Genomic DNA, 22793 nt, shown 5'->3' with positions numbered 1-22793 from the left:
TTGGGCCATGTCCGCGGGGGTGGTCTACCAACTGAACTGCAACACTTTCGGAAAATGTGTTGCACTGCCTGAACAAACCTGTCCGGTCAGGCGGGCCGTTGACTGACGTCTGCGGCGGCACCGCCGAGTGCGCCTGACCTCGCCGCGCCGAGCAGGGCCCGTAGAGAAGGGGCCGAGATCCGGAGCGTGGTGCCGGGGACATCGGACTCACGCAACAGCAAAGACTCCCCGCCAGTGGCGGCGGCCACCTCCACGCAATCCCGGCTCGCATCGTCACCGGAAAAGCTGGACTTCTGCCACACGGGGTCCGACACCCTGCACCTCACTCAGACTCGGAGTCGCTCAGCCACGTCCCGTATGAGCTGTAGCGACGGTACGGGGCCGAGGGCAACGGCCCTCAGTTGGTCGAACATAAGTCTATAGGCGGCGACTTGGGTGTCATCCTGAACGTATAGAGAGGACAACGCGGTCTCCGTCCGCACCACGTCCATCCCCGGGTCGGGCATGCCCACGATCCCGAAGGGGCCATTCACCCCTCGATGCGAATCGATCGTGTACGGCAGTACCTGCACTGTGACGTGGTCGCGCTGTGCCATGTGCGAGAGGTGCAGCAACTGCTCCCTCATGACGGCCGAGCCACCGAACTTCGCATGCAGCACGGCCTCATAGAGCACGACCCACAGTTCCGTCGTCGGGTCGTCGGTCTCGAACATCTGCTGCCGGTGCAGTCGCCCGCGTACGTGCGCTTCCACTTCGCCCTCTGGCGGTTCAAGTCGACCGCGTCGGAAGAGAACGCGCATATAGTCGGGGGTTTGCAGGAGGCCGGGGATCAGGATCGTCTCCCAGGAGTACAAGCTCACCGCCTTCGACTCCAGTTCGGCGAGATCAGCGAACCCCGGTGGCAACACACTCTCGTACTGGTTCCACCAGTTGCGCCTGCGGCCCTCCCGCGCCATCTCGATGAGCGCCTGGGTGAGGTCAGCGTCGTCCACCCCGTACGCCAGTAGCAGAGCCTTCAGCTCAGCAGCTCGGATTCCGCTCATGCCCGTCTCGACGCGGCTGATCTTCCCCTTGCTGCATTCCAACGCCTCGGCGGCCTGCTCTCCGGACAGGCCGGCTGCCTCACGTAGTCGGCGCAGCTCGGCGCCCAGGCGCTTCTGTCTGACGGTGGGGTATCTGCGAGGCGGCATGTCGACTCCCTTGCTGATGACGCGAGTTGAGTCTTCCGTCGAGCTCCGATGCCGTCTAGTCACACGGTCGAGTGAAGCTACTCCAGAATGTTGCACCTCGGGAAGTCGCACTTCTACCTTCGAGACAAGAGCGCTCCCCAACGCCCCCCATGAGCCCGGAAGAGCACCGCCACCGCACCCCATGCGGACGACGACGGCGCCACCGCATGAACAGGCGTGTTCCAGTAGCCGTCTTTACGAAGGGAGTTCAACCATGAGCGAGCCACCAGCCCCGCAACCCAATGACTCTTGGGAGTACAGACTCACCCTCCCCCACCACGCAATCGGCTCCGGCGTCGCCCGCAGTACCTTGCGGTCGATCCTCACGCGCCACTCGCTTCCCGATCTCGCCGATACGGCCGAGTTGCTGACCAGTGAGTTGTGCGGAAACTCGTACCGCTATGCCACCGGTCCCGCGACCGTGCGCGTGCGCTGGAGGGACGGCACGCTGCATGTCGGCGTGCGGGATGGGAATGACGTATTGCCCAGCCCGAGGAGTGGGGGTACTGGCGTCGAAGGAGGGCGCGGTCTGTTACTGGTGAGCCATTGCGCCCAGGCATGGGGAAGCCAAGCCGCGCCCGGTGGGGCGGGAAAGGTCACGTGGTTCGAGTTGCGCGGGTGACGATACCGCCGGGCCTGGGACGCAAGTAGCCCTCCGCCCGAGGGACGGAGGGCTACAGGACGCGAGGTTTTCCCGGTGATCGTCTGCGTGAGGGGTCTCACCGCCACTGGTCACCCCAGGGATGCCACCGCGTCCGCGATGAGGGCGCGGGCTGCCGCTCCTCGTGCGGCCTGTTGCGAGAGGCGTTCAAAGGCACGGGCGTACAGCTCGACCTGGCTCGGCTGCGTGAGCGTGGAGGCGGCGTCCAGAGTATCGGCGTGCACCCTTCGGTCGTCGAAGATCGTGAAGGTCGGCATGGGCCACACAGCCCGTTGTTCCGAGAATGGGACGATGCCCACGGCGGCGCTCTGAAGATCCATGACCCCGAGCAAGTAGCCGAGCTGCGCCGCCATGGTTTCGGCGCTACACAGCCGGTATCGCAACACCGACTCCTCCAACACGAAAGAGAACCGGCGCCCGCCCTTGCTCAGCACCTCATTGCTCCGCATGCGGGCCGCCACGGCGTCGCTCACGTCATCCGGGGTTCCTCGGAAGTCCGCGATGGAAGACAGCAACGCGTGGGCGTACCCCGCAGTCTGAAGGAACCCAGGAACCACGTCGGAGACGTAGACGCGGAAGGTCTTGGTTTGTTCGTACAGGTCGCCGGTGGTCTCTTGCAGTCGCCGGAGGCCGGTTCGCTGAAGCCGCTTCCACTCCACATGTGCTTCGGCGGACTGCCTGTTGGCTGCGATCAGGTCGGGGGCCTGGTCGTCCGCGAGGCACGCTCGACACCACGCCCTGATGTCGGCATCCGAGGGAGGCGTCTTGGCGTTCTCGATCCGGGATGACTTCGACTCTGACCACCCGCATCTGACGGCCAGCTCCCGCCCGCTGATCCCAGCGTCCTTCCGGATCTCACGCAGGCGGCCCGCAAGTTTCTCTCTGGCCTTCTGAACGCGTGAGGGGGGGTGCGGGGGCATGGAGCAGGCTTTCGTCAGACCTTGTACTCGTGGTGCGGGATCGCTCGCTCCCAGACAGCCCGAAAAGCTGCGGAGCACAGCTTCACGGCTTCCGGATCTGCCGTGATCTCATCCTCCACCACTACGCCGTCGCCCGAGAAGTGGTGTACCCGGAGCAACGCGTCATCGAACAGCCAGAAGTCGTTTCCAGGAAGGGGAATGGTCGTGGCTCGTCGCCGGGGCAGCCAGCGGACTTGCTCCCCTGCCGTGACGTTGGCATGAGTGACGTAATGCTCCCAGCGGATGTACTCCGATACCGGCTCGGACACCACTCGCGCCCTTCGGATCACCACGCCCCTGGCCACGGTGTCAGCGATCAACTGGTCATAGGGATGCCACCAGGACTCGCGATCCTCCCAGTTGATCCGCTCCCCACGCTTCCATGCCTCGAACCGGTCTGTGGCGGCGTATGAGTCGCGCAACTCCATGTGGACGGCGGATCGCTCGCACCGGCCAAGCAGCTCAGCGAAGCTGGGCGCGCTCGACGGCATCGCATGCCTCCCTGATCATCGGAATCATCCGGGCCGGAATCCTGACGATGGCCTCACTGTCGGGTACCGGACCGTTCGCGGGGCTGCTTCCCTCGCACTCCGCCTGAGTCTCGGGGGTCGGCTTCCACCCCTGCAACAAGATCTCCTGTGCTTCCGCGTCCGCCCACACGGTGGGGCAGTGGTCCCGGTCGGTGTTGGGATCAATCCCAACGAACTCTACGGCCATGGCAGGCTCCCTGGTCTAGGCACTTGCTCGGGCTTGCACCAGCATCCTTGAACTGGAAAGAGAGCGTCAATACCGCAACGAACCAAGGGAATTGATGTGCAAGCTTGTGCAAGTTCCTGGAGCCCGGCGCTCCCCGATTCCTACGGTCGACACATCGACGCAGAATGGATCAGGAGGGCGGGAACAGTGGGCGACAGCGAGGCACGCAACACCGGTTCGACCGACCGCATGAGCAGCAGTGAGGCCCGACAGTTCCTCACCCGTCTCTCCCATGCTCTGGGGAGCGGTGGCGTGCTCGTGGTTCGCAAGTTCACCGAGGGCCCGGAGGGGGCCGACATCGTTCCCGGAGAGGAATTGAAGTGGCCCACGTGCGAGTGCGACAGCCGGAGATGCTCGGACTGCCAGGCTCCTCCAGGCCAGCCACGTGACGACCTCCGCTCCAAGGTGGCGGAGGCCAACCAGCGGAGCCATAGGGGCAAGCCGTGAGTCCGCAGACGGCGATTCGACCAGGTTCCAAGCCGACAGGCAGGAAGTGGTCTCCGCCGAAGCCAGTGGCCACAGCGCCACCGGCACCCTACTGCGGGCTTTGTGCCGGGCACCGCTCGATTTGGTGCCCCGATTGCTTTGGGTTCGAAGGGTGCGGGACATGCAACCGCACCTTCAAGGCTCCGTGCCCTACCTGCTCGGGCGGCACGTTGCAGCCAATCAGATGGTGACTTCCACTCTCCGCCCCTGCCGGACGTACCGAACTGGGATCCCCGTGTCCATTCGAGATCCCGGCAGAGGCGGTGCAAGCCCCCGCCCCGGTGGCACAGGTCGAGCGGCCGGGGCGGGTTCGGCGCGGGGAACGTTTCCCCGCACTCACTGCGAAGGGACACGCACGACGACCGCAGTTACCGAGTTCGAGTTCCGCACGTCCAGCACGTGCCAGTACAACAACAACGACCCCCGGTGCGTGGAGGTGGCGACCAATGTCCCTGACAAGGTTGCGGTCCGCAGCACCGTGACTGGTCGAACCCTCGAGTTCACGACCGACGAGTGGACTGACTTCCTGAGCGGCGCCAAGCTGGGGGAGTTCGACGTAACGGCGTAGGGAGTCGTCATGCAGGAGTGCCACCGGTGCGGCGGCAGGGTGGAGAGTGACCCGGAGCATGTCGGAGTGGAGCGCTGTATGGCGTGCTGGGAAGTGGCGGCACTGCCGGCTGAGCGTCCCTGCCCTGGCTACCGCCCGACGCTCAACTCTGCTCTGCGGACGCTGGAATCGTTCCGGGTCCTCCACCGCTGAGTAAGCAAAGGAACGCCCCCGCCGGTTACGGCGAGGGCGTTCTGGTGTTGCTTCGAGCGGTGCTCAGAGCAGGGAACAGGAGCATGGCGCCCATGATCGGCCCGAACGGACCGGACGCCGATCACAGCCCACGAGCATCAAAAATGGCCGCTGACCTGTGGAAAACCGCTACGGCAGATTCCTTGCCATCACGATCCGCTGCACCTGGTTCGTGCCTTCGTAAATCTGCGTGATCTTGGCGTCGCGCATCATCCGCTCCACCGGATAGTCCCGCGTGTAGCCGTAACCACCCAGCAACTGCACCGCGTCCGTAGTCACCTCCATCGCCACGTCCGACGCGAAACACTTCGCCGCCGCGCCCTGGAAGGTGAGGTCGCTGTCGCCGCGTTCGGACTTGCAGGCGGCGGCGTACGTCAGCTGGCGGGCCGCCTCGATCTTCATGGCCATGTCCGCGAGCATGAACTGGATGCCCTGGAAGTCGGCGACCGGCTTGCCGAACTGCTTGCGCTCCCGGACATAGCCCTTGGCGTAGTCGAGGGCGCCCTGGGCGACGCCGAGGGCCTGGGCGGCGATCGTGATGCGGGTGTGGTCCAGCGTCCTCATCGCCGTCGCGAAGCCCGTGCCCTCCTCACCGATCATGCGGTCGGCCGGGACGCGGACGTTGTCCAGGTAGACCTCGCGGGTCGGGGAGCCCTTGATGCCGAGCTTCTTCTCGGGGGCGCCGAAGGAGACGCCCTCGTCCGACTTCTCGACGACGAAGGCCGATATGCCCTTCGAGCGCTTGGTGGGGTCGGTGACCGCCATCACCGTGTAGTAGTCGGAAACCCCGGCGTTCGTGATCCAGCGCTTCACGCCGTTCAGGACGTAGTGGTCGCCGTCGCGGACCGCCTTCGTCTTCATGCCCGCCGCGTCGGAGCCCGCGTCCGGCTCGGAGAGGCAGTACGAGAACATCCCGTCACCCTTGGCCAGGGAGGCCAGATACTTCTTCTTCAGCTCCTCGGAGCCGGAGAGGATCACCGGGAGGCGGCGGCGTACGGCGCGATCTTCGCCTCGGCGAGGGCGCGGATCGCGTCGCGGAGCATGTCGTGCTCCTCGGACGGGCGGTACAGGTCGAAGTCAGCCGATCCGGCCAAGGTCTCTCACGCTCCAAAGACGGGGTGGACTCACGCTAACTACCGTTAAGTAACCCAGTAAGTAACCCAGATTTTAGAGGGCCGTCCGCACACGGGACACGTGAGTTTGGCGACAGGGAGAAATCTGCCCGGTGAGGGGCGCCGACACGCCCCGACTATGCTCAGGCAGCGCACGTTCGACCCAGCCCGAGCGCACGTTCGACCCACCTCTCTGGAGCACCCATGGCCCTCAAGATCACAGTGATCGGCACCGGCTATCTCGGCGCCACGCACGCCGCGGCCATGGCCGAGCTGGGGTTCGAGGTGCTGGGGCTCGATGTCGTGCCGGAGAAGATCGAGAAGCTGGAGCGGGGCGAGGCCCCGATGTACGAGCCCGGCCTCGACGAGTTGCTGCGGGCGCATGTCGCGGGGATCGAGGGCTCCAGCGGGCGGCTCAGGTTCACCACCGACTACGCCGAGATCGCGGCGTTCGGTGACGTCCACTTCGTGTGCGTGAACACCCCGCAGCGGCACGGTGAGTACGCCTGCGACATGTCGTACGTCGACTCCGCGATCGCCTCGCTCGCGCCGCATCTGACGGAGCCCGCGCTGGTCGTGGGCAAGTCCACCGTGCCGGTCGGCTCGGCGGACCGGCTGGCCGCGTACCTCGCCGAGCACGCGCCCGCGGGGGCGGACGCGGAGCTGGCGTGGAACCCCGAGTTCCTGCGGGAGGGCTTCGCCGTGCAGGACACGCTGCGTCCCGACCGGCTCGTGGTGGGTGTGCGCAGCGAGCGGGCCGAGAAGCTGCTGCGGGAGGTGTACGCGACGCCGGTCTCCGAGGGGACGCCGTTCGTGGTGACCGACTTCCCGACCTCCGAGCTCGTGAAGACCTCCGCGAACTCGTTCCTCGCGACCAAGATCTCGTTCATCAACGCGATGGCGGAGATGTGCGAGGCCTCCGGCGGCGACGTCGCCAAGCTGGCCGAGGCCATCGGGTACGACGACCGGATCGGGAAGAAGTTCCTGCGGGCCGGGATCGGGTTCGGGGGCGGCTGCCTGCCCAAGGACATCCGTGCCTTCATGGCGCGGGCCGGTGAGCTGGGGGCCGACCAGGCGCTGACCTTCCTGCGCGAGATCGACTCCATCAACATGCGTCAGCGCGGGCAGATGGTGGAACTGGCTCGGCAGGCGCTGGGCGGTGGGCCGTTCCTGGGGAAGCGGGTCGCCGTGCTGGGCGCGACGTTCAAGCCGGACTCTGACGACGTACGGGACTCGCCGGCGCTGAACGTCGCCGGGCAGATCCACCTCCAGGGCGGACAGGTCACGGTGTACGACCCGAAGGGCATGGACAACGCCCGGCGGATCTTCCCGACACTCGGGTACGCCGACTCCGCGATCGAGGCGGTGCGCGGGGCCGATGTCGTGCTGCACCTGACGGAGTGGCAGGAGTTCCGGGAGCTCGACCCCGCGGCGCTGGGTGAGGTGGCGGCGGCCCGTCTCGTGCTCGACGGCCGCAACGCGCTGGACCCGGAGCTGTGGCGGCGGGCCGGGTGGACGTACCGGGCGATGGGACGACCGAAGGCCTGACACTTCAGGAAAGCCGTCAGCCTGACGCTTCAGGAAAGCCATCAGCCTGACGCTTCGGGACAGGTGACGCCGGTCCGGCCGAGGCTCAGTCGGCCGGACCGGCGTCTGCTTGCATTCTGCACCACTTCGGCGTGCGTGGAGGGGCGACCGCCCAACTGAGCGGCTCCGGGGACGTGCGGGTGCGTTCCCACGTCGGTGCACGGCTGGCAGGCTCGGTACCGGCGTCGGCGTCGCCTACGCAGTACGCGGCAGACGGCGCGCCGCAACTCATGGAGTTCCGGCAGGTCCGCGAGATCCGTTCCGCGATACCGAAGCGGTCCCGGTCGCCCCGACCTGCCGGCTCGCCGCGCGCGCTGGTGGGCGCGGCCGCTGGACGCGGAGGACCGGTCGCGGAGCCGGCGGGTTTACACGGACCCAGGGGGGCACCCGTTCTGTCTCTGTGCCTGCTGCCCCTGGAGGTCCGATGCCCGCCGTCGCACGTTTCCATGCCGTCGTCGTGGACTGCCCCGACCCGCACGCGCTCGCCGCCTTCTACGCGCAGGTCGGCGGCGGTACGCCCCAGGCCAAGGACGACGGCTGGGTCGTCCTGAGCATCCCCGAGGGCCCGGACCTCGCCTTCCAGCACGTGCCCGCCCACACCCCGCCGGAGTGGCCGCGGGCCGACCGCAACTCGCAGCAGTTCCACCTCGACTTCGACGCCGGGGCCACCTGGCAGGAGGTCGACGCGGTGCAGGAGAAGGTGCTGGCGCTGGGCGCCCGGCCGCTGGACCTGGAGAGTGACGCCGGCAAGGACTTCCGGGTGTACGCCGACCCGGCGGGGCACCCGTTCTGCCTCTGCCTGTCTGCCTCCGCCTGACCGACGCCCCCTGAAGTCCGCCGCCGAAGTCCCTGACCGCTCAGGGCGCCCGCACGGTGTCGGAGACGTCAGCGCCGTCCAGCTCCTCCAGCGTGGCGTTCGAAGGAGCCGTACGCGACCGCAGGTCCCGCGCCACGTCCTCGGCCGCGCCCAGTACCCGTACCGCGTTCTGCCAGGTCAGCTTGGCGAGGTCGGTGGTCGACCAGCCGCGGTCGAGGAGTTCGGCGATCAGGTTCGGGTAGCCGGAGACGTCGCTCAGGCCGTCCGGGGTGAAGGCGGTGCCGTCGTAGTCGCCGCCGATGCCGAGGTGGTCGATGCCGGCGACCTCGCGCATGTGGTCCAGGTGGTCGGCGACCGTGGACACCGTGGCGACCGGGCGCGGGTGGGCCTCCTCGAAGGCGCGGTGGACCCGCATCGCCTCGGAGGTGGTGTCGAGGTGGTGGAAGCCGTGGGCGCGCATGTTCTCGTCCGCGGCCACCGTCCAGTCGACCGCCGCCTGGAGCACGAACTTCGGCACGAACGTCACCATCGCCACTCCCCCGTTCGCGGGGAGGCGCTCCAGCACGTCGTCCGGGATGTTGCGCGGGTGGTCGCACACGGCGCGGGAGGAGGAGTGGGAGAAGAGCACGGGCGCGCTCGACGCGTCCAGCGCGTCCCGCATCGTCGTCGCCGCCACGTGGGAGAGGTCCACCAGCATGCCGAGCCGGTTCATCTCCCGGACGACCTCGCGGCCGAAGGCGGTGAGGCCGCCGACGCGCGGTTCGTCGGTCGCCGAGTCCGCCCAGGCGATGTTGTCGTTGTGGGTGAGCGTCATGTAGCGGACGCCCAGCGCGTACAGGCCGCGCAGCGTGGCGAGGGAGTTGTCGATGGAGTGGCCGCCCTCGGCACCCATCAGCGACGCGATACGGCCCTCCGCGCGTCCCGCCTCCATGTCCGCGGCCGTGAGCGCGGCCCGCAGGTCCTGCGGATAACGGGCGATCAACTGCCGTACGCAGTCGATCTGTTCGAGTGTGGCGGTGACCGCGCCCGGCTGGTCCGAGCGCACGTACACCGACCAGAACTGCGCCCCCACCCCGCCCGTGCGCAGCCGCGCCAGGTCGGTGTGCAGATGGGCGCTCTGGTCGGTGGCGATGTCGCGGGCGGCGAGGTCGTAGCGGACCTGTTCGCGCAGCGCCCAGGGCAGGTCGTTGTGGCCGTCGACGACCGGGAACTCGGCGAGGAGATCCCGGGCCTCCCCCAGGGACGTCATGGCGCTCACTTGCCCGAGCCGAAGCCGAAACCGCCCGCCGCACCCTCCACCTTGGAGCGCAGGCGCTTGCCCTTCTCGGTGGCCTGGTCGTTCAGCTCCTGCTGGAACTCCCGCATGCGGCCGAGGAGTTCCTCGTCGTGCGTGGCGAGGATACGGGCGGCCAGCAGACCGGCGTTGCGGGCGCCGGCGACGGACACGGTCGCGACCGGGACGCCCGCGGGCATCTGCACGATCGACAGCAGGCTGTCCATGCCGTCCAGGTACTTCAGCGGGACGGGCACGCCGATGACGGGCAGCGGGGTGACGGAGGCGAGCATGCCGGGCAGATGCGCGGCTCCCCCGGCGCCCGCGATGACGACCTTCAGACCCCGCTCGGCGGCCTGTTCGCCGTACGCGACCATCTCGCGGGGCATGCGGTGCGCGGAGACGACGTCGACCTCGTACGCGATCTCGAACTCGTCGAGGGCCTGCGCGGCGGCCTCCATGACCGACCAGTCGGAGTCCGACCCCATGACGATGCCTACAACTGGGCTCATTCGGTGATCGTCCCTCTCAGGTATCCGGCTGCGTGACGGGCGCGCTCCAGCACGTCGTCGAGGTCGTCGCCGTAGGTGTTGACGTGGCCCACCTTGCGGCCGGGCTTCACGTCCTTGCCGTACATGTGGATCTTGAGCTGTGGGTCGCGGGCCATGCAGTGCAGGTACGCGGAGTACATGTCCGGGTAGTCGCCGCCGAGGACGTTCACCATGACCGTCCAGCGGGCGCGCGGGCGCGGGTCGCCGAGCGGCAGGTCGAGCACGGCGCGCACGTGGTTGGCGAACTGGGAGGTGATCGCGCCGTCCTGCGTCCAGTGGCCGGAGTTGTGCGGGCGCATGGCCAGCTCGTTGACGAGGATGCGCCCGTCGCGGGTCTCGAACAGCTCGACGGCCAGGTGGCCGACCACGCCGAGTTCCTTGGCGATCCGCAGCGCCATCTCCTCGGCCCGCAGGGCGAGGGCTTCGTCCAGGTCGGGGGCCGGGGCGATCACGGTGTCGCACACGCCGTCGACCTGCTGGGACTCCACCACCGGGTACGCGACGGCCTGGCCGTGCGGCGACCGTACGACGTTGGCGGCCAGCTCTCGTACGAAGTCGACCTTCTCCTCGGCGAGCACGGGGACACCGGCCAGGAAGGGGGCGGCGGCCTCCTCCTCGGACCGTACGACCCACACGCCCTTGCCGTCGTAGCCGCCGCGGACGGTCTTGAGGACGACCGGGAAGCCGTCCCCTTCCCCGTCCCCTTCCGCGGCGAACGCCGCGACGTCGGCGGGATCCGTCACGATCCGGTGCCTGGGGCACGGCACGCCGATGGCGTCCAGCCTGGCCCGCATCACGCCCTTGTCCTGGGCGTGCACGAGCGCGTCCGGGCCGGGGCGCACGGGGATGCCGTCCGCCTCCAGCGCGCGCAGGTGCTCGGTGGGCACGTGCTCGTGGTCGAAGGTGATCACGTCGCAGCCGCGTGCGAAGTCGCGCAGCGTGTCGAGGTCGCGGTAGTCGCCCACGACGACATCGCTGACGACCTGCGCCGCGGAATCCTGCGGAGTGTCACTGAGGAGCTTGAACCTGATGCCCAACGGGATGCCCGCCTCGTGTGTCATACGAGCGAGCTGACCACCGCCGACCATGCCGACTACCGGGAACGTCACTCCACCAGGGTATCGGCCACCGGGATGAGCCTTCCGGCGGCCGGTTCCCACACCTCGGCGGCGCCGGTGAGGGCGTACACGGGCATCCCCAGGGGCTCCTGGTTAGCATGGCGGAGTCGGCGCACCCTACCGACGGACCGACCGACGAACCGACTGACGATTCCGACCGACGAAAACCGATACGACGGGGGCCGGCACACGATGGGCAGTACCTCCTCGGAGCCGAAATCTCGGCCCGCCCGCGGCGTCCTGCGCCGGCAGTTCGAGCATCTCGCACGTGAGATCGCCAAGTTCGGCGCGGTCGGCGGCACGGGGCTGCTGGTCAACCTCGGCGTGTTCAACCTGGTCCGGCAGGTCACCGACCTCCCGGTGGTGCGGGCCAGTGTCATCGCCACGTTCGTCGCCATCGTGTTCAACTACCTCGGCTTCCGCTACTTCACGTACCGCGACCGCGACAAGAGCGGCCGGACGAAGGAGCTGACGCTCTTCCTGCTCTTCAGCGTCGTCGGCCTCGTCATCGAGAACGGCGTCCTGTACGCGGCGACCTACGGCTTCGGCTGGGACAGCCCCCTTCAGAGCAACGTCTTCAAGTTCCTCGGCATCGGCATCGCGACCCTGTTCCGCTTCTGGTCCTACCGCACCTGGGTCTTCCGCGCCCTCCCGGCGAAGGAGGCGGTGGCCAACGCCGAGTCGTTCCTGGAGGGCGGCCCTCCGCACAGGCCGGCCCTGTCGGGCAGCACGGCTTACAGCCAGACGAACCGGACCGAGTAGGGGAGCGGCCCGGTGTGGCGCCATCTGGCACCACGCGGCACCACCCGGTGCCACCCGGTGCCACCCGGTGCCACCCGGTGCCATTTCACGCCTCTCAAAGCACCTGAGTACGCATGGCGCCACAATGACTCAGGCCATCCCCTTCACCTTTCCCCAGGTCAAAGCGGCCACCCTCTGATCCGCCACACATAAGGCGCCACCCAGGCTTGCACATGGCACCAAAGTGGTGCCACCATAACGCCATGGACCTCACTCCGTATGTCGACGCCCTGCGTCGCGAACTCGCGGTCGCCGCTGAAGCCGGCGGGGAAGACGCCCGCGAGCTGGCCGAGCGGCTCACCGCTCCGCTGGAGTCGGCGACCCGGCTGACCATGCTCAACGTGCTCTCCGCCGCGATGGACGAGATCACCCGCGAGCTCGCCCCCGGCTCGGTCGACGTACGGCTGCGCGGGCTGGACCCCGACTTCGTGGTGACGCAGCCGCCCGCCGGCGGCGGCCCCGTGGAAGCGGCAGTCCTGCCCGTCGAACCGTTCAAGGCGCAGGCGCCCGCCGACGGCGACGAGGGCGGCACCGCCCGCGTCAATCTGCGGCTGCCGGCCCACCTCAAGGCGCGCGCCGAGGAAGCCGCGAGCCGCGAGGGCCTGTCGGTCAACGCGTGGCTGGTGCGGGCCGTGTCGGCCGCGGTCGACGGCGGCACGCAGCCGCGTACGCCGGAGCGGACCCGCACCATCGGACAGAGCTTCACTGGCTGGGTGCGGTAGCCGCGCCCGCACCCAAGGCGAAGCACTTCACTCACATCACGTCCCACCAGCGGGGACGCCCCAAGGACTCATGAGGACGGTACAGCCATGCCTTCTTTCGACACTCCCGAACCGATTTCGGTCACCGCCCACGTGGGCGCCGGTTCCATCCGGTTCACCGCGAGCGACCGCCTCGACACCGTCGTCGAGGTACGGTCCGGCAACCCGAAGCGGGACAAGGACGTGCGGGCCGCCGAGCAGACCGAGGTCACGTACGCGGGCCGAGTTCTGACCGTCAGGACGAAGGATCGCCGCCTGATCGGGCCCACCGGCACCGTCGATGTGACGGTCGACCTGCCCGCAGGCTCGCGCGTCGACGTGACCGGCTCCTGGACCCAGGTGCTCGGCGAGGGCCGGCTCGGCGAGGTCCGGGTGAAGACCTCCGGCGGTGACATCCGCCTGGACGCGACCGGGCCGCTCCAACTGAACGCCGCCCACGGCTCGATCACCGTCGACCGGATCGAGGGCCTGGCCGAGATCGCCACCAGCTTCGGCAGCCTGCGCGTCGGCACCGTCGACGGTCCCGCCGTCCTGAAGAACTCGCACGGCATCACGACCGTCCGCGCCGCGATCGGCGACCTGCGAGTGAGCGGCGCTCACGGCGACATCGACATCACACGCGCCGAGAGCTCGGTCACCGCCACCACCGCCCACGGCGCTCTGCGCATCGCCGAAGTCGCCTCCGGCACCGTGCAACTGGAGACCTCCATCGGCGCCATCGAGGTCGGCGTCCGCGCGGGCACCGCCGCCTGGCTCGACGTCAGCTCCGAGCGCGGGCAGGTGCGCAACGCGCTCGCCGACTCCGATGCCCCCGAGGAGACCGAGGACACCGTCAAAGTCCGCGCCCGGACCCGGTGGGGCAACATCGACGTGCGCCGCGCCCGGGCCTGAGCACCGGCCCCGCACACTCGCTCACCTTCGCCCGCTCCCCCAGTCACTTCAGCCTTCGAACGGGAGGGCTCCATGCCTTCACCTGTCATGCCCACGTCTAGGCGGCCCGACGTTCCGCAGTCGCCCACCGCCGTCTCCACCATCGGTCTGCGCAAGTCGTACGGCGACAAGACCGTGCTCGACGGCATCGATCTGCGTATCCCGGCCGGGTCCGTGTTCGCGCTGCTCGGGCCCAACGGCGCCGGCAAGACCACCACCGTGCAGATCCTGTCCACGCTCATCGCCGCCGACGGCGGACAGGCCCAGGTGGCCGGACACGACGTCGCCACCTCACCCGACGGCGTCCGCGCCGCGATCGGCGTCACCGGACAGTTCGCCGCGCTCGACGACCTGCTCACCGCCGAGGAGAACCTGCTCCTCATGGCCGACCTGCTGCGCCTCGGCAAGCGTGAGGGGCGGTCCCGCGCACAGAAGTTGCTGGAGCGGTTCGACATCGCGGACGTGGCGAAGAACCGGGCCGCGACCTTCTCCGGCGGTATGCGGCGTCGGCTCGACCTCGCCATGACGCTGGTCGGCGACCCCCAGGTGATCTTCCTGGACGAGCCGACGACCGGGCTCGACCCACGCAGCCGCCGCACCATGTGGGACACGGTGCGCTCACTGGTCGCGGGCGGCACCACCGTCTTCCTCACCACCCAGTACCTGGAGGAAGCCGACCAGTTGGCCGACCGGATCGCCGTGCTCGACGGCGGCCGGATCGTCGCCGAGGGCACCGCCGACGAGCTCAAGGCGCAGATCCCCGGCAGCCACGTACGGCTGCGGTTCACCGAGTCCGCCGAGTACGAGCGCGCGGCCGCCGCCTTCCCCGGCGCGGCCCGGGACGACGAGAACCTCGCCGTGCGCGTGGCGGGCGACGGCGGGCTCGACGCGCTGCGCGGCCTGCTCGACCGGCTCGACGCCGCCGGCATCCGGGCCGCCGACTTCTCCGTGCACACCCCCGACCTGGACGACGTGTTCCTCGCCCTGACCGGCCACGGCACCACCGAACCCGGCACCACTGACACCGGCGGCACCAACCCCGGCACCAGCAGCCCGCTTCACGTCAAGGAGACCCTGCGATGAGCACCCTCACCTACGCCGTGCACGACTCGATGACGATGCTGCGGCGCAACATCAAGCACGCGATCCGCTATCCGGCCGTGGGGTTCGGCAGCGCCATGATGCCGATCCTGATGCTGCTGCTGTTCGTGTACGCCTTCGGTGATTCGATCGGCACCGGAATGGGCGGCGGCCGGGACGCGTACGTGAACTACCTCACCCCCGGCATCATCATCATGGGGGTGGCCGCCGGTTCGATGTCGACCTCGGTCGCGGTCTGCTCCGACATGACCGAGGGCATCATCAACCGCTTCCGCACCATGAACATCACGCGTTCGTCGTTCATGACGGGGCATGTCCTCGGCAGCGTCATCCAGACGATGGTGTGCATGGTCCCGGTCGTGGGCGTCGCGCTCGCCGTCGGCTTCCGGTCCGGGGCGACCCCGCTGGAGTGGCTGGCCGCCGCCGGCCTCCTCACGGCCATCGCCTTCGCGGTGACCTGGCTGTCGGTGGCGCTCGGCCTGATTTCCAAGACCGTCGAGTCCGCGAGCAACAAGCCGCTGCTGATCCAGTTCCTGCCGTTCCTCGGCTCGGCGTTCGTACCGGCCGAGTCGATGTCGCCTGGCCTGCGCTGGTTCGCCGAGAACCAGCCGTTCACCCCGATGACCGAAACGCTGCGCGGCCTGCTCTCCGGCTCGGAGATCGGCAACAGCGGCTGGATCTCGCTCGCCTGGTGCGCCGGTATCACCCTGGTCGGCCACCTCTGGTCGCGCTCGCTGTTCAACGGCACCACCAAGCGCTGAGAGCCCGTCCTTCCAGCCACCGAACGTCCACCCAGCTATCGAACCGTCCGCTCATCCCCGGAGAGCGAAGGCTTGTGCTGCGTACGGGACAGGAACAACCCGAAAACCGGCGGCTGGAGCTGGAGCATCTCCAGCCGCCCGCCGTCCGCCTCGGCCAGATCGCGGGCCACGGCCAGCCCGATGCCTGTCGAGTTGCGCCCGCTGATCGCCCGTTCGAAGATCCGTGCCCCCAGATCGGCGGGGATGCCGGGTCCTTCGTCGGTCACCTCGATCACCGCCTGGTTACCGGTCACGCGCGTGCGCAGCGCCACGGTCCCACCCCCGTGCATGAGCGAGTTCTCGATGAGCGCCGCCAGCACCTGGGCCACCGCCCCCGGCGTCCCCACGGCCCGCAGATGCCGCTTGCCCGAGCTGACGATCGCGCGGCCCGCGCTGCGGTAGGCCGGCCGCCACTCCTCCAGCTGCTGCTTGATCACCTCGTCGAGGTCGAAGGAGACCGCGGAGCCGTTGCGCGGGTCGCGGGCGTTCGTCAGCAGCCGCTCCACCACGTCCGTCAGCCGCTCGACCTGCGTCAGCGCGATGGTGGCCTCCTCCTTCACCGTGTCCGGATCGTCGGTGAGGGTGATCTCCTCCAGTCGCATGGAGAGCGCCGTCAGCGGCGTACGGAGCTGGTGGGAGGCGTCGGCGGCCAGGCGCCGCTCGGCGGTGAGCATACGGCCGATGCGCTCGGCGGAGGCGTCGAGGACGTCCGCGACCCGGTCCAGCTCCGGGACGCCGTACCGCTTGTGGCGTGGCCGCGGGTCGCCCGAGCCGAGGCGCTCCGCGGTCTCCGCGAGGTCGGTGAGGGGGGACGCGAGGCGGTTGGCCTGGCGTACGGCGAGGAGGACGGCCGCGATGACGGCGAGCAGCGCGACCAGGGCGATGATCAGCAGCGTACGGCCGACCTCCCGGGTCACGGACGACCGCGGTTCCTCGACCGTGACCGTCTCGCCCTGGTCGCCGGTCTCCTTGGAGCGGATGACGTCACCGGTGGGCGCCTTGCCGATCTCGATCGGGGCCCGGCCCGGGATCTCGATGAGCGCGTACCGCCCCTCGGCGACCTGGTCCCTGAGGACGCCCGCGCTGACCCGCTCGTCCCCGAGGATCCGGCTGTCGACGATGCTCACCAGGCGCACCGCCTCGGAGTCGACGCGCTCCTGGGCGCTGTTGCTGATCGTGCGCGTCTCGACGATCACCAGGGAGACCCCGAAGACCGCTATCACCACGAGCACGACGGCGAGCGTGGACTGAATGAGACGACGACGCACAGGTCCCTCCGGGCTGATGGCTTACGGGGACCAGTGTGCCTCGGTGACGCGGCCGGCCAGGGCGAGTGGGGTGCGCCCCGGCAGGGGCGCGGGGTTTGTGTACATATGCGGCTCCGCCGCGATGGGGGTCCCCCCGCTCGAGCGCAGCCGAGAGTGGGGGAGCGACCAGCCACAGCGAACCCGCAGCCGCAGAGCCCACCGCAGACACACGACGGCCAGAGACACACGACGGCCAGGCGAATCCCGCCAAGCCCAGCAGCGGCGAGTCAGCTCTTCTCGAACCGGAACCCGACCCCACGCACCGTGGCGATGTACCGCGGATTCGCCGCGTCGTCGCCGAGCTTCTTCCGCAGCCAGGAGATGTGCATGTCGAGGGTCTTGGTCGACGACCACCACGTCGTGTCCCAGACCTCCCGCATCAACTGGTCCCGGGTGACGACCCGCCCCGCGTCCCGCACGAGCACCCGCAGCAGGTCGAACTCCTTCGCCGTGAGCTGGAGCTCCTCGTCACCCATCCACGCCCGGTGGGACTCGACGTCGATACGGACGCCGTGGGTGGCGGGCGGCTGCTGGGGCTCCGCGGCGCCGCGCCGCAGCAGGGCCCGCACACGGGCGAGAAGCTCGGCGAGGCGGAACGGCTTGGTGACGTAGTCGTCGGCGCCCGCGTCGAGTCCGACGACGGTGTCCACCTCGTCGGCGCGCGCGGTCAGGATGAGGACCGGGATGGTGTGGCCCTCGGCGCGCAGTCTGCGGGCCACCTCCAGGCCGTCCATGCCGGGGAGCCCCAGGTCCAGGACGACCAGGTCGACGCCCCCCTGCATTCCGGCGTCCAGCGCGGTGGGGCCGTCCTCGCGGACCTCGACCTCGTAGCCCTCCCGGCGCAGCGCGCGGGCCAACGGCTCCGAGATGGACGCGTCGTCCTCGGCGAGCAGTACTCGGGTCATGGGGTGATGGTAGTCCGCCCCGGACACGACCAGGAGGGTGATCGGCAACCGCGATTCATACCCTTCACACTTCGCGTTCTTACCTTCGGACGCGACGATCGCGCCGCTCTCCCGCCGCCGCGTCCCGCACTCTCCCACCCTCACCGTGACGCACAGTGATGCCCAAGGAGTTGGGGCCTGCGGCCATGGGATGCGACCCTGAGCGCGGCCTTCGAATAAGGGATCGAAGTTCCATTCTTACCTGTGATTCACATCTCAGAGTTCCCAGAGTCGTCACTGGTTTGACGTATGGTGAAACAACGCCTGTAACAGCACACGGGGACCTTCGGCGGACTTTGCGCTGAAGGTCTCTTTTGTGTGCAGGAACGACCGGGCGCGCGGCCGCCCCCGACCCCTCCCCCGGGCGGGGACCCCACGCGCGCGCCCTGAACAGCAAGGAACGACCATGGCGCCCAGCCTGACGAAGGACTCGGTCTCCCCGGGCACCCCCGGTTCCGAGAGGACCTTCTTCGGCCAGCCCCGCGGACTGGCCACCCTCTTCATGACCGAGATGTGGGAGAGGTTCTCCTACTACGGCATGCGGGCCCTCCTCCCGCTGTACCTCGTCGCCCCCGGCGGCCTGCACCTGAACGCGGCGACCGCGACCGCGATCTACTCCGTGTACGTGTCGCTGGTGTACCTGCTCGCCATGCCGGGCGGCTGGTTCGGTGACCGCGTCTGGGGCCCGCGCAAGACCGTCGCCGTCGCCGGCGGCGTCATCATGCTGGGCCACCTCACGCTGGCCCTGCCGTCCTCCGGCACGTTCTACGTGGGCCTCGGCCTCGTCGCGATCGGCTCGGGTCTGCTGAAGGCCAACATCTCCACGATGGTCGGCCACCTGTACGACGGCCCGGACGACCCGCGCCGCGACGGCGGCTTCACCGTCTTCTACATGGGCATCAACCTGGGCGCCTTCGCCGCGCCGCTGGTCATCGGCACCATCGGTGAGAGCGTCGACTGGCACCTGGGCTTCGCGCTCGCCGCGCTCGGCATGGCGCTGGGCCTGGCCCAGTTCCTGATCGGCAGCCGTCACCTCGCCCCGCGCTCCAGCGTCGTCCCGACGCCGCTGTCCGCCGAAGAAAAGGTCTCGACGCTGCGCAAGGCCGCGATCTGGGCCGGCATCGCCGTCGTCTTCTACGCGATCGTCGGCTTCTCCGGCCACTACACGCTGAACTGGATTCTGGTCCCGCTCACCCTGCTCGGTGTGATCATCCCGACGATGGTGCTGGTCCGCATCAAGCGCGACAAGAACCTCGACCATGTCGAGCAGTCGAAGATGTCCGCGTACATCTGGTTCTTCGTCGCCGCGGCCGTGTTCTGGATGATCTACGACCAGGGCGGCTCGACCCTGGCGATCTTCGCCGACTCGTCGGCCGAGAACAGCGTCTTCGGCTGGTCGTTCCCGGTCTCCTGGTACCAGTCGGTGAACCCGGTCCTGATCATGGCCCTCGCCCCGGTCTTCGCCTGGTTCTGGCTCGCGCTGAACCGGCGCGGCAAGGAGCCGAGCACGATCGTGAAGTTCGCCTCGGGTCTGGTTCTGGTCGGCGCGTCCTTCTTCCTCTTCCTTGCCCCGCTGTCGATCGCCGAGGGCGGTCACAAGGCGGCCGCGATGTGGCTGGTGGCGATCTACTTCGTCCAGACCGTCGGCGAGCTGCTGCTCTCGCCGGTCGGCCTGTCCGTCACCACGAAGATGGCCCCCGCGAAGTACGCCTCCCAGATGATGGGCGTCTGGTTCCTGGCCGTCACCGCCGGCGACGCGACCACGGGTCTGCTCTCCATCGCGGGCGTCGGCCTGAACGGCAGAGACGTGGTCGCCATGGAGGCCACGCTCGCGGTGGTCGCGGGTGTCGCGGTGTGGATGTACCGCAACCGGGTCAAGCAGCTGATGGGCGGCGTGCACTGACGCCCGCCGTCGGCTGCCGCCGGGCGTACGGCGACTGAACGACTGAAGGGCCATCGCACCGTGTGGTGCGGTGGCCCTTCGGCGTTCCGGCCTTCCCGCCTTCCGGCTTTCCGGCGTTCGGCGTTCCTGGAAGATCAGTGCATACGTCGGCGCGGCAGGAACGTGAACACGGCGCCGCCCAGCAGCGTCACCGTCCCCGCGACCAGGCCCAGCGCCCTGAGTGAGCCGTGGTCCTCGGCACCTGTGTCGGCCAGGCCGCCCGACGTGCCGCCGGAGCCGGACGCCGAGCCTCCCGCCGAGCCCCCGGCGGAGCCTCCCGCCGAACCGCCGCCCGAGGCACCGCCGGGCTGCTCCGTCGTGTCGAGGGTCAGCGAGACCTCGCTCTTCGACGGAGTGCACGTCGTCGTGGTGCCCAGCGCCTCCACCGTCAGCACACCCGGCGAGAGCGTCGACTCACCGGTCGCCCCCGGCTTGTACGTGCCCTTCAGGTCAGGGATCTCGATCGGGTCACCGGACTTGATCGGCGCGGAGTTCGTCGGCCCCTCCACACGCACCGTGCCCTGGTCGGAACCGCCGAGGACCACCTCCATCGACGGCTTGACCGAGTCCGCGGGGATGTCCGCCGGACTGTCCATCACCGACTTCTTGAACTGCACGGTGAGGTCGTAACTCCCGCCGTTCTTCTTGGCGTTGATCTGCACGGGCGAGGTGGCGTCCTTGTCGCCGATCGGTGTCTTGCACTTGTAGGGGACCTGGACCTCCTTGCCGGTGAAGTCGGTCTGCCCGCCGTCGTCGCCCCCACCGTCGTCACCTCCGGTGCTTCCGGAGCTGCCGCCGCCTCCGTTCGTGCCCGACGGAGGCGGAGTCGCGGTCTGCGTCGGGGGCTGGGTCGGGGTCGACGTACCCCCGTCGCCCTCGGTCACGTTGATGGTGGCGGCGGACTTCACGGCCTCGGTCGGTGCGCACTTGGTGTCCGTCGACATGGCGTTGATCGCGTACGCGTCGGGCGTCAGCGTCACCTGCCCGGCCTTCGTCAGCTTCAGTGTGCCCTTCATGTCGGACAGCACCATGGCACCGCCCTTGGGAATGGCGGGGTTCTCCCGCGGCCCCTGCATCGCGAGGTCGCCGGTCTGCGCCCCGGCCGCCTTGAGCGTGCCGCTCGGCTGGACGGAGTTCGCGGGCAGGTCGATGAGGTCGGGGTTCTTGGACGCCGCCTGGACGAACTTCCACACCACCTCGACCTCGTCCCCCACCTTCGCCGTGGCGGGCGCGGTCACCTCCACCTCCGAGGTGCCCTTGACGGGCGGCAGCCCCGAGATCGCGGGCGGCACGCACTCCGTCGCGTACGACACCTCCGCCGCCTGCGCCGGGACCGCGGCCACCCCGAGCAGGACCCCGGCCCCGCCCAGCATCAGCGCCGCCCCGGCGGCGGTCGTTCTCCCACCCCGTACCGTGCGGACTCTCCGTTGCGCGCTCACGTGTTTCCCTTCCTGGTCGGAGTCGTCGGGCCCGCCGGAGTCGTGGGACCCGCCGGGCCGTTCTCTTGCGGTGCGGAGAGCTGCCCGGCGGCCGCCGTGCCCGGATCGGAGTCCGGCGTGAACCACGGCAGGGTCGGGGTCGTACGAGATGTCGCGTCCGGACGGGACGCCAGGGCCGGCTTGGACAGCCTGGAGAGCTTGGACGGCCAAGGCGGCTTGGATGGCTTGGACGACTTGGATGGCTTGACTGGCCTTCTTTGCTCAGCGGACGCGAGCGAGTCCTCCGAAGCCGACGGGCTCGGCCTCCGCAGCCGTGCGCCGAGTCCGGCCAGCCGCAGCCCCCGGTGCCGCCCCGACACGCGGGCGCGCGGCCGGACATGGTCGACCACGGCCATCCCGATGCGGAACACCGCGGCCGGTACGACGACGGCGAGCAGGATCCAGAAGAGAGTCACACCCCAGGGCCGCCCCACGCCCCAGGGCTGTTCGGCGAGCACCTTGCCGCCGTACTTGAGCGAGACGGTGTAGGACCCGTGCGCACCGGCGGCGAGTTCGACCGGCAACGCGATCCGCGCCTTCTTGCCCGGCTCGATCGTGCCGCGCCACTGCTGCTCCTCCCACTCGGGAGCGAACACGCCGTGGGAGGTGCCCACTTGGAAGACGGGGTCCTTGACGGGGGACGTGCCGACGTTGCCGACGGTGAAGACGAGCCGGCGCTGCGGCGGCGCCCCGAACCAGGTCAGCAGCCCGCTCGAACCGTCCAGCCGCGTGTCCGTGAGCACCGAGAGCCGCCCACCGGCCGCCTCGTCCGGCAGCGGCTCCACCGCATGCCCGGCCACCTGGAAAACCGCGTCCGCCTCCGCCTTCTCGCCGGTCACCGTCGCGACGTGGACCACGCACGGGCACGGCACCGGAGGCTCGGCCACGGGCATCTCCTTGCTGAAGGCGCCCTCGTCGTCGGTGGTGACGGCCCGGCCGTCGGCGTTGGCACAGGAGTTGGTCCCGCCGATCACCCCTCGGGTCGGTGTGGACTGACCACAGATCAGCAGCATCAGCAGCGCCCCGGACCGCCATCCGCTCCCGCTCACGGTGATCGAACCGCCGGTCCCCGCCTGGGACTTGGACAGCTTGACGGTCGGCTTGGCAGTCGGCCTGGCGATCGTTTTGGCAATCGTTTTGGCCATCGACTTGGCGATCGGTTTGTCCGCGGCCCACGCTGCCGTTCCCGTCCCCAGCCCCGCCAGGGGGGCCAGGACGAGCGCGAGCACCGCCACCAGCGCCGAGATCCGCCGCTTGCCGCTCACATCACCGCTCCCGTCAACTCGGCTTCGTGACGCGGCGGTTCCTTCGCTCGCGCCCGTGTCCCACGCCGCCTCCACCGCCGTACGACGAAGAAGGCGCCCACCGCCGCGCCCCCGCC

General features: G+C 69.2%; 21 protein-coding genes and 2 pseudogenes. 10 read left to right on the top strand and 13 right to left on the bottom strand.

The genetic code is table 11. The features are described from left to right. Positions 1-86: 86 nt before the first annotated feature. From FPZ41_RS15620 to FPZ41_RS15595, 5 genes are all read right to left on the bottom strand, one after another. A complete protein-coding gene (locus FPZ41_RS15620) occupies positions 87-302 on the bottom strand; it encodes a DUF397 domain-containing protein (RefSeq protein WP_322620275.1) in 216 nt (71 codons plus the stop codon). A gap of 24 nt (positions 303-326) precedes the next feature. Beyond that, positions 327-1190 carry a helix-turn-helix domain-containing protein gene (locus FPZ41_RS15615; RefSeq protein ID WP_194236102.1) on the bottom strand — a complete coding sequence of 288 codons (864 nt, stop codon included), beginning with the start codon at positions 1188-1190 and terminating at the stop codon, positions 327-329. 771 nt (positions 1191-1961) lie between these two features. After that, positions 1962-2810: a helix-turn-helix domain-containing protein gene (locus FPZ41_RS15605; RefSeq protein ID WP_152863039.1), complete on the bottom strand. Its 849-nt coding sequence runs from the start codon at positions 2808-2810 to the stop codon at positions 1962-1964. A 14-nt stretch (positions 2811-2824) separates the two neighbouring features. Beyond that, positions 2825-3340 (bottom strand): DUF6879 family protein, encoded by a 516-nt coding sequence (locus tag FPZ41_RS15600; protein ID WP_152863037.1) that lies wholly within the window; start codon positions 3338-3340, stop codon positions 2825-2827. Next, positions 3312-3566: a hypothetical protein gene (locus FPZ41_RS15595; RefSeq protein WP_152863035.1), complete on the bottom strand. Its 255-nt coding sequence runs from the start codon at positions 3564-3566 to the stop codon at positions 3312-3314. Before FPZ41_RS15595 ends, FPZ41_RS15600 begins: the two co-directional genes overlap by 29 nt. A gap of 646 nt (positions 3567-4212) precedes the next feature. On the opposite strand from FPZ41_RS15595, the gene FPZ41_RS15590 reads away from it, so the two are divergent. Beyond that, positions 4213-4659, top strand: coding sequence for a DUF397 domain-containing protein (locus tag FPZ41_RS15590; RefSeq protein ID WP_322620274.1), 447 nt, complete (start codon positions 4213-4215; stop codon positions 4657-4659). A gap of 360 nt (positions 4660-5019) precedes the next feature. On the opposite strand, the pseudogene FPZ41_RS15580 reads toward FPZ41_RS15590, so the two are convergent. Beyond that, positions 5020-5984, bottom strand: a pseudogene (locus FPZ41_RS15580) (acyl-CoA dehydrogenase family protein). Positions 5985-6206: 222 nt separating this feature from the next. Here FPZ41_RS15580 and FPZ41_RS15575 point away from each other — a divergent pair. From FPZ41_RS15575 to FPZ41_RS15565, 3 genes and pseudogenes are all read left to right on the top strand, one after another. After that, the gene (locus FPZ41_RS15575; RefSeq protein ID WP_152863031.1) at positions 6207-7550 is read left to right on the top strand and encodes a UDP-glucose dehydrogenase family protein; all 1344 of its coding nucleotides are present in this window, start codon (positions 6207-6209) and stop codon (positions 7548-7550) included. Between the two features lie 360 nt (positions 7551-7910). Then, positions 7911-7997: pseudogene (locus FPZ41_RS48275) on the top strand (VOC family protein); the annotation flags it as partial. A gap of 16 nt (positions 7998-8013) precedes the next feature. Next, on the top strand, positions 8014-8406 hold the full coding sequence (locus FPZ41_RS15565) for a VOC family protein (protein WP_152863029.1): 393 nt from the start codon (positions 8014-8016) through the stop codon (positions 8404-8406). A 40-nt stretch (positions 8407-8446) separates the two neighbouring features. On the opposite strand, the gene FPZ41_RS15560 is transcribed toward FPZ41_RS15565, so the two are convergent. The 3 genes from FPZ41_RS15560 to FPZ41_RS15550 are packed head-to-tail and all read right to left on the bottom strand — an operon-like array spanning position 8447 to position 11339. Then, a complete protein-coding gene (locus FPZ41_RS15560) occupies positions 8447-9655 on the bottom strand; it encodes a dipeptidase (protein ID WP_152863079.1) in 1209 nt (402 codons plus the stop codon). Positions 9656-9660: 5 nt separating this feature from the next. After that, the gene (purE, locus tag FPZ41_RS15555) at positions 9661-10191 is read right to left on the bottom strand and encodes a 5-(carboxyamino)imidazole ribonucleotide mutase (RefSeq protein WP_152863027.1); all 531 of its coding nucleotides are present in this window, start codon (positions 10189-10191) and stop codon (positions 9661-9663) included. Next, positions 10188-11339: a 5-(carboxyamino)imidazole ribonucleotide synthase gene (locus FPZ41_RS15550; RefSeq protein ID WP_322620273.1), complete on the bottom strand. Its 1152-nt coding sequence runs from the start codon at positions 11337-11339 to the stop codon at positions 10188-10190. The genes purE and FPZ41_RS15550 overlap by 4 nt, the downstream gene beginning before the upstream one ends. A gap of 201 nt (positions 11340-11540) precedes the next feature. Between FPZ41_RS15550 and FPZ41_RS15545 the strand changes: the two genes are divergently transcribed. The 5 genes from FPZ41_RS15545 (at position 11541) to FPZ41_RS15525 (ending at position 15702) form a co-directional block, all read left to right on the top strand. Then, positions 11541-12110 (top strand): GtrA family protein, encoded by a 570-nt coding sequence (locus tag FPZ41_RS15545; RefSeq protein ID WP_152863025.1) that lies wholly within the window; start codon positions 11541-11543, stop codon positions 12108-12110. 242 nt (positions 12111-12352) lie between these two features. Beyond that, a complete protein-coding gene (locus FPZ41_RS15540; protein ID WP_152863023.1) occupies positions 12353-12871 on the top strand; it encodes a toxin-antitoxin system HicB family antitoxin in 519 nt (172 codons plus the stop codon). Positions 12872-12958: 87 nt separating this feature from the next. Continuing rightward, positions 12959-13801: a DUF4097 family beta strand repeat-containing protein gene (locus tag FPZ41_RS15535; RefSeq protein ID WP_152863021.1), complete on the top strand. Its 843-nt coding sequence runs from the start codon at positions 12959-12961 to the stop codon at positions 13799-13801. Positions 13802-13888: 87 nt separating this feature from the next. Beyond that, complete coding sequence (locus FPZ41_RS15530) at positions 13889-14923, top strand: ATP-binding cassette domain-containing protein (RefSeq protein WP_152863019.1); 1035 nt, start codon at positions 13889-13891, stop codon at positions 14921-14923. Next, positions 14920-15702, top strand: coding sequence for an ABC transporter permease (locus FPZ41_RS15525; RefSeq protein WP_152863017.1), 783 nt, complete (start codon positions 14920-14922; stop codon positions 15700-15702). Before FPZ41_RS15530 ends, FPZ41_RS15525 begins: the two co-directional genes overlap by 4 nt. A 35-nt stretch (positions 15703-15737) precedes the next feature. Here the strand turns inward: FPZ41_RS15525 and FPZ41_RS15520 are convergent, their stop codons facing one another. Both FPZ41_RS15520 and FPZ41_RS15515 read right to left on the bottom strand, forming a co-directional pair. Then, positions 15738-17009, bottom strand: a complete 1272-nt coding sequence (locus FPZ41_RS15520; RefSeq protein WP_322620272.1) for an ATP-binding protein — start codon at positions 17007-17009, stop codon at positions 15738-15740. 266 nt (positions 17010-17275) lie between these two features. After that, positions 17276-17953, bottom strand: coding sequence for a response regulator transcription factor (locus FPZ41_RS15515; RefSeq protein ID WP_131559354.1), 678 nt, complete (start codon positions 17951-17953; stop codon positions 17276-17278). Between the two features lie 445 nt (positions 17954-18398). Between FPZ41_RS15515 and FPZ41_RS15510 the strand changes: the two genes are divergently transcribed. Continuing rightward, positions 18399-19895 carry an oligopeptide:H+ symporter gene (locus tag FPZ41_RS15510; protein ID WP_152863015.1) on the top strand — a complete coding sequence of 499 codons (1497 nt, stop codon included), beginning with the start codon at positions 18399-18401 and terminating at the stop codon, positions 19893-19895. Positions 19896-20029: 134 nt separating this feature from the next. Here the strand turns inward: FPZ41_RS15510 and FPZ41_RS15505 are convergent, their stop codons facing one another. Both FPZ41_RS15505 and FPZ41_RS15500 read right to left on the bottom strand, forming a co-directional pair. Further along, positions 20030-21307: a hypothetical protein gene (locus FPZ41_RS15505; protein ID WP_152863075.1), complete on the bottom strand. Its 1278-nt coding sequence runs from the start codon at positions 21305-21307 to the stop codon at positions 20030-20032. 62 nt (positions 21308-21369) lie between these two features. Beyond that, positions 21370-22677, bottom strand: a complete 1308-nt coding sequence (locus FPZ41_RS15500) for a hypothetical protein (protein WP_322620271.1) — start codon at positions 22675-22677, stop codon at positions 21370-21372. Positions 22678-22793 lie beyond the last annotated feature (116 nt).

It is taken from the genome of Streptomyces acidicola, assembly GCF_009377235.1.
In the GTDB taxonomy this organism is placed as follows: domain Bacteria; phylum Actinomycetota; class Actinomycetes; order Streptomycetales; family Streptomycetaceae; genus Streptomyces; species Streptomyces acidicola.
The sequence above is the reverse complement of the archived record's forward strand: the minus strand, read 5'-3'. Positions and strand labels throughout refer to the sequence as shown.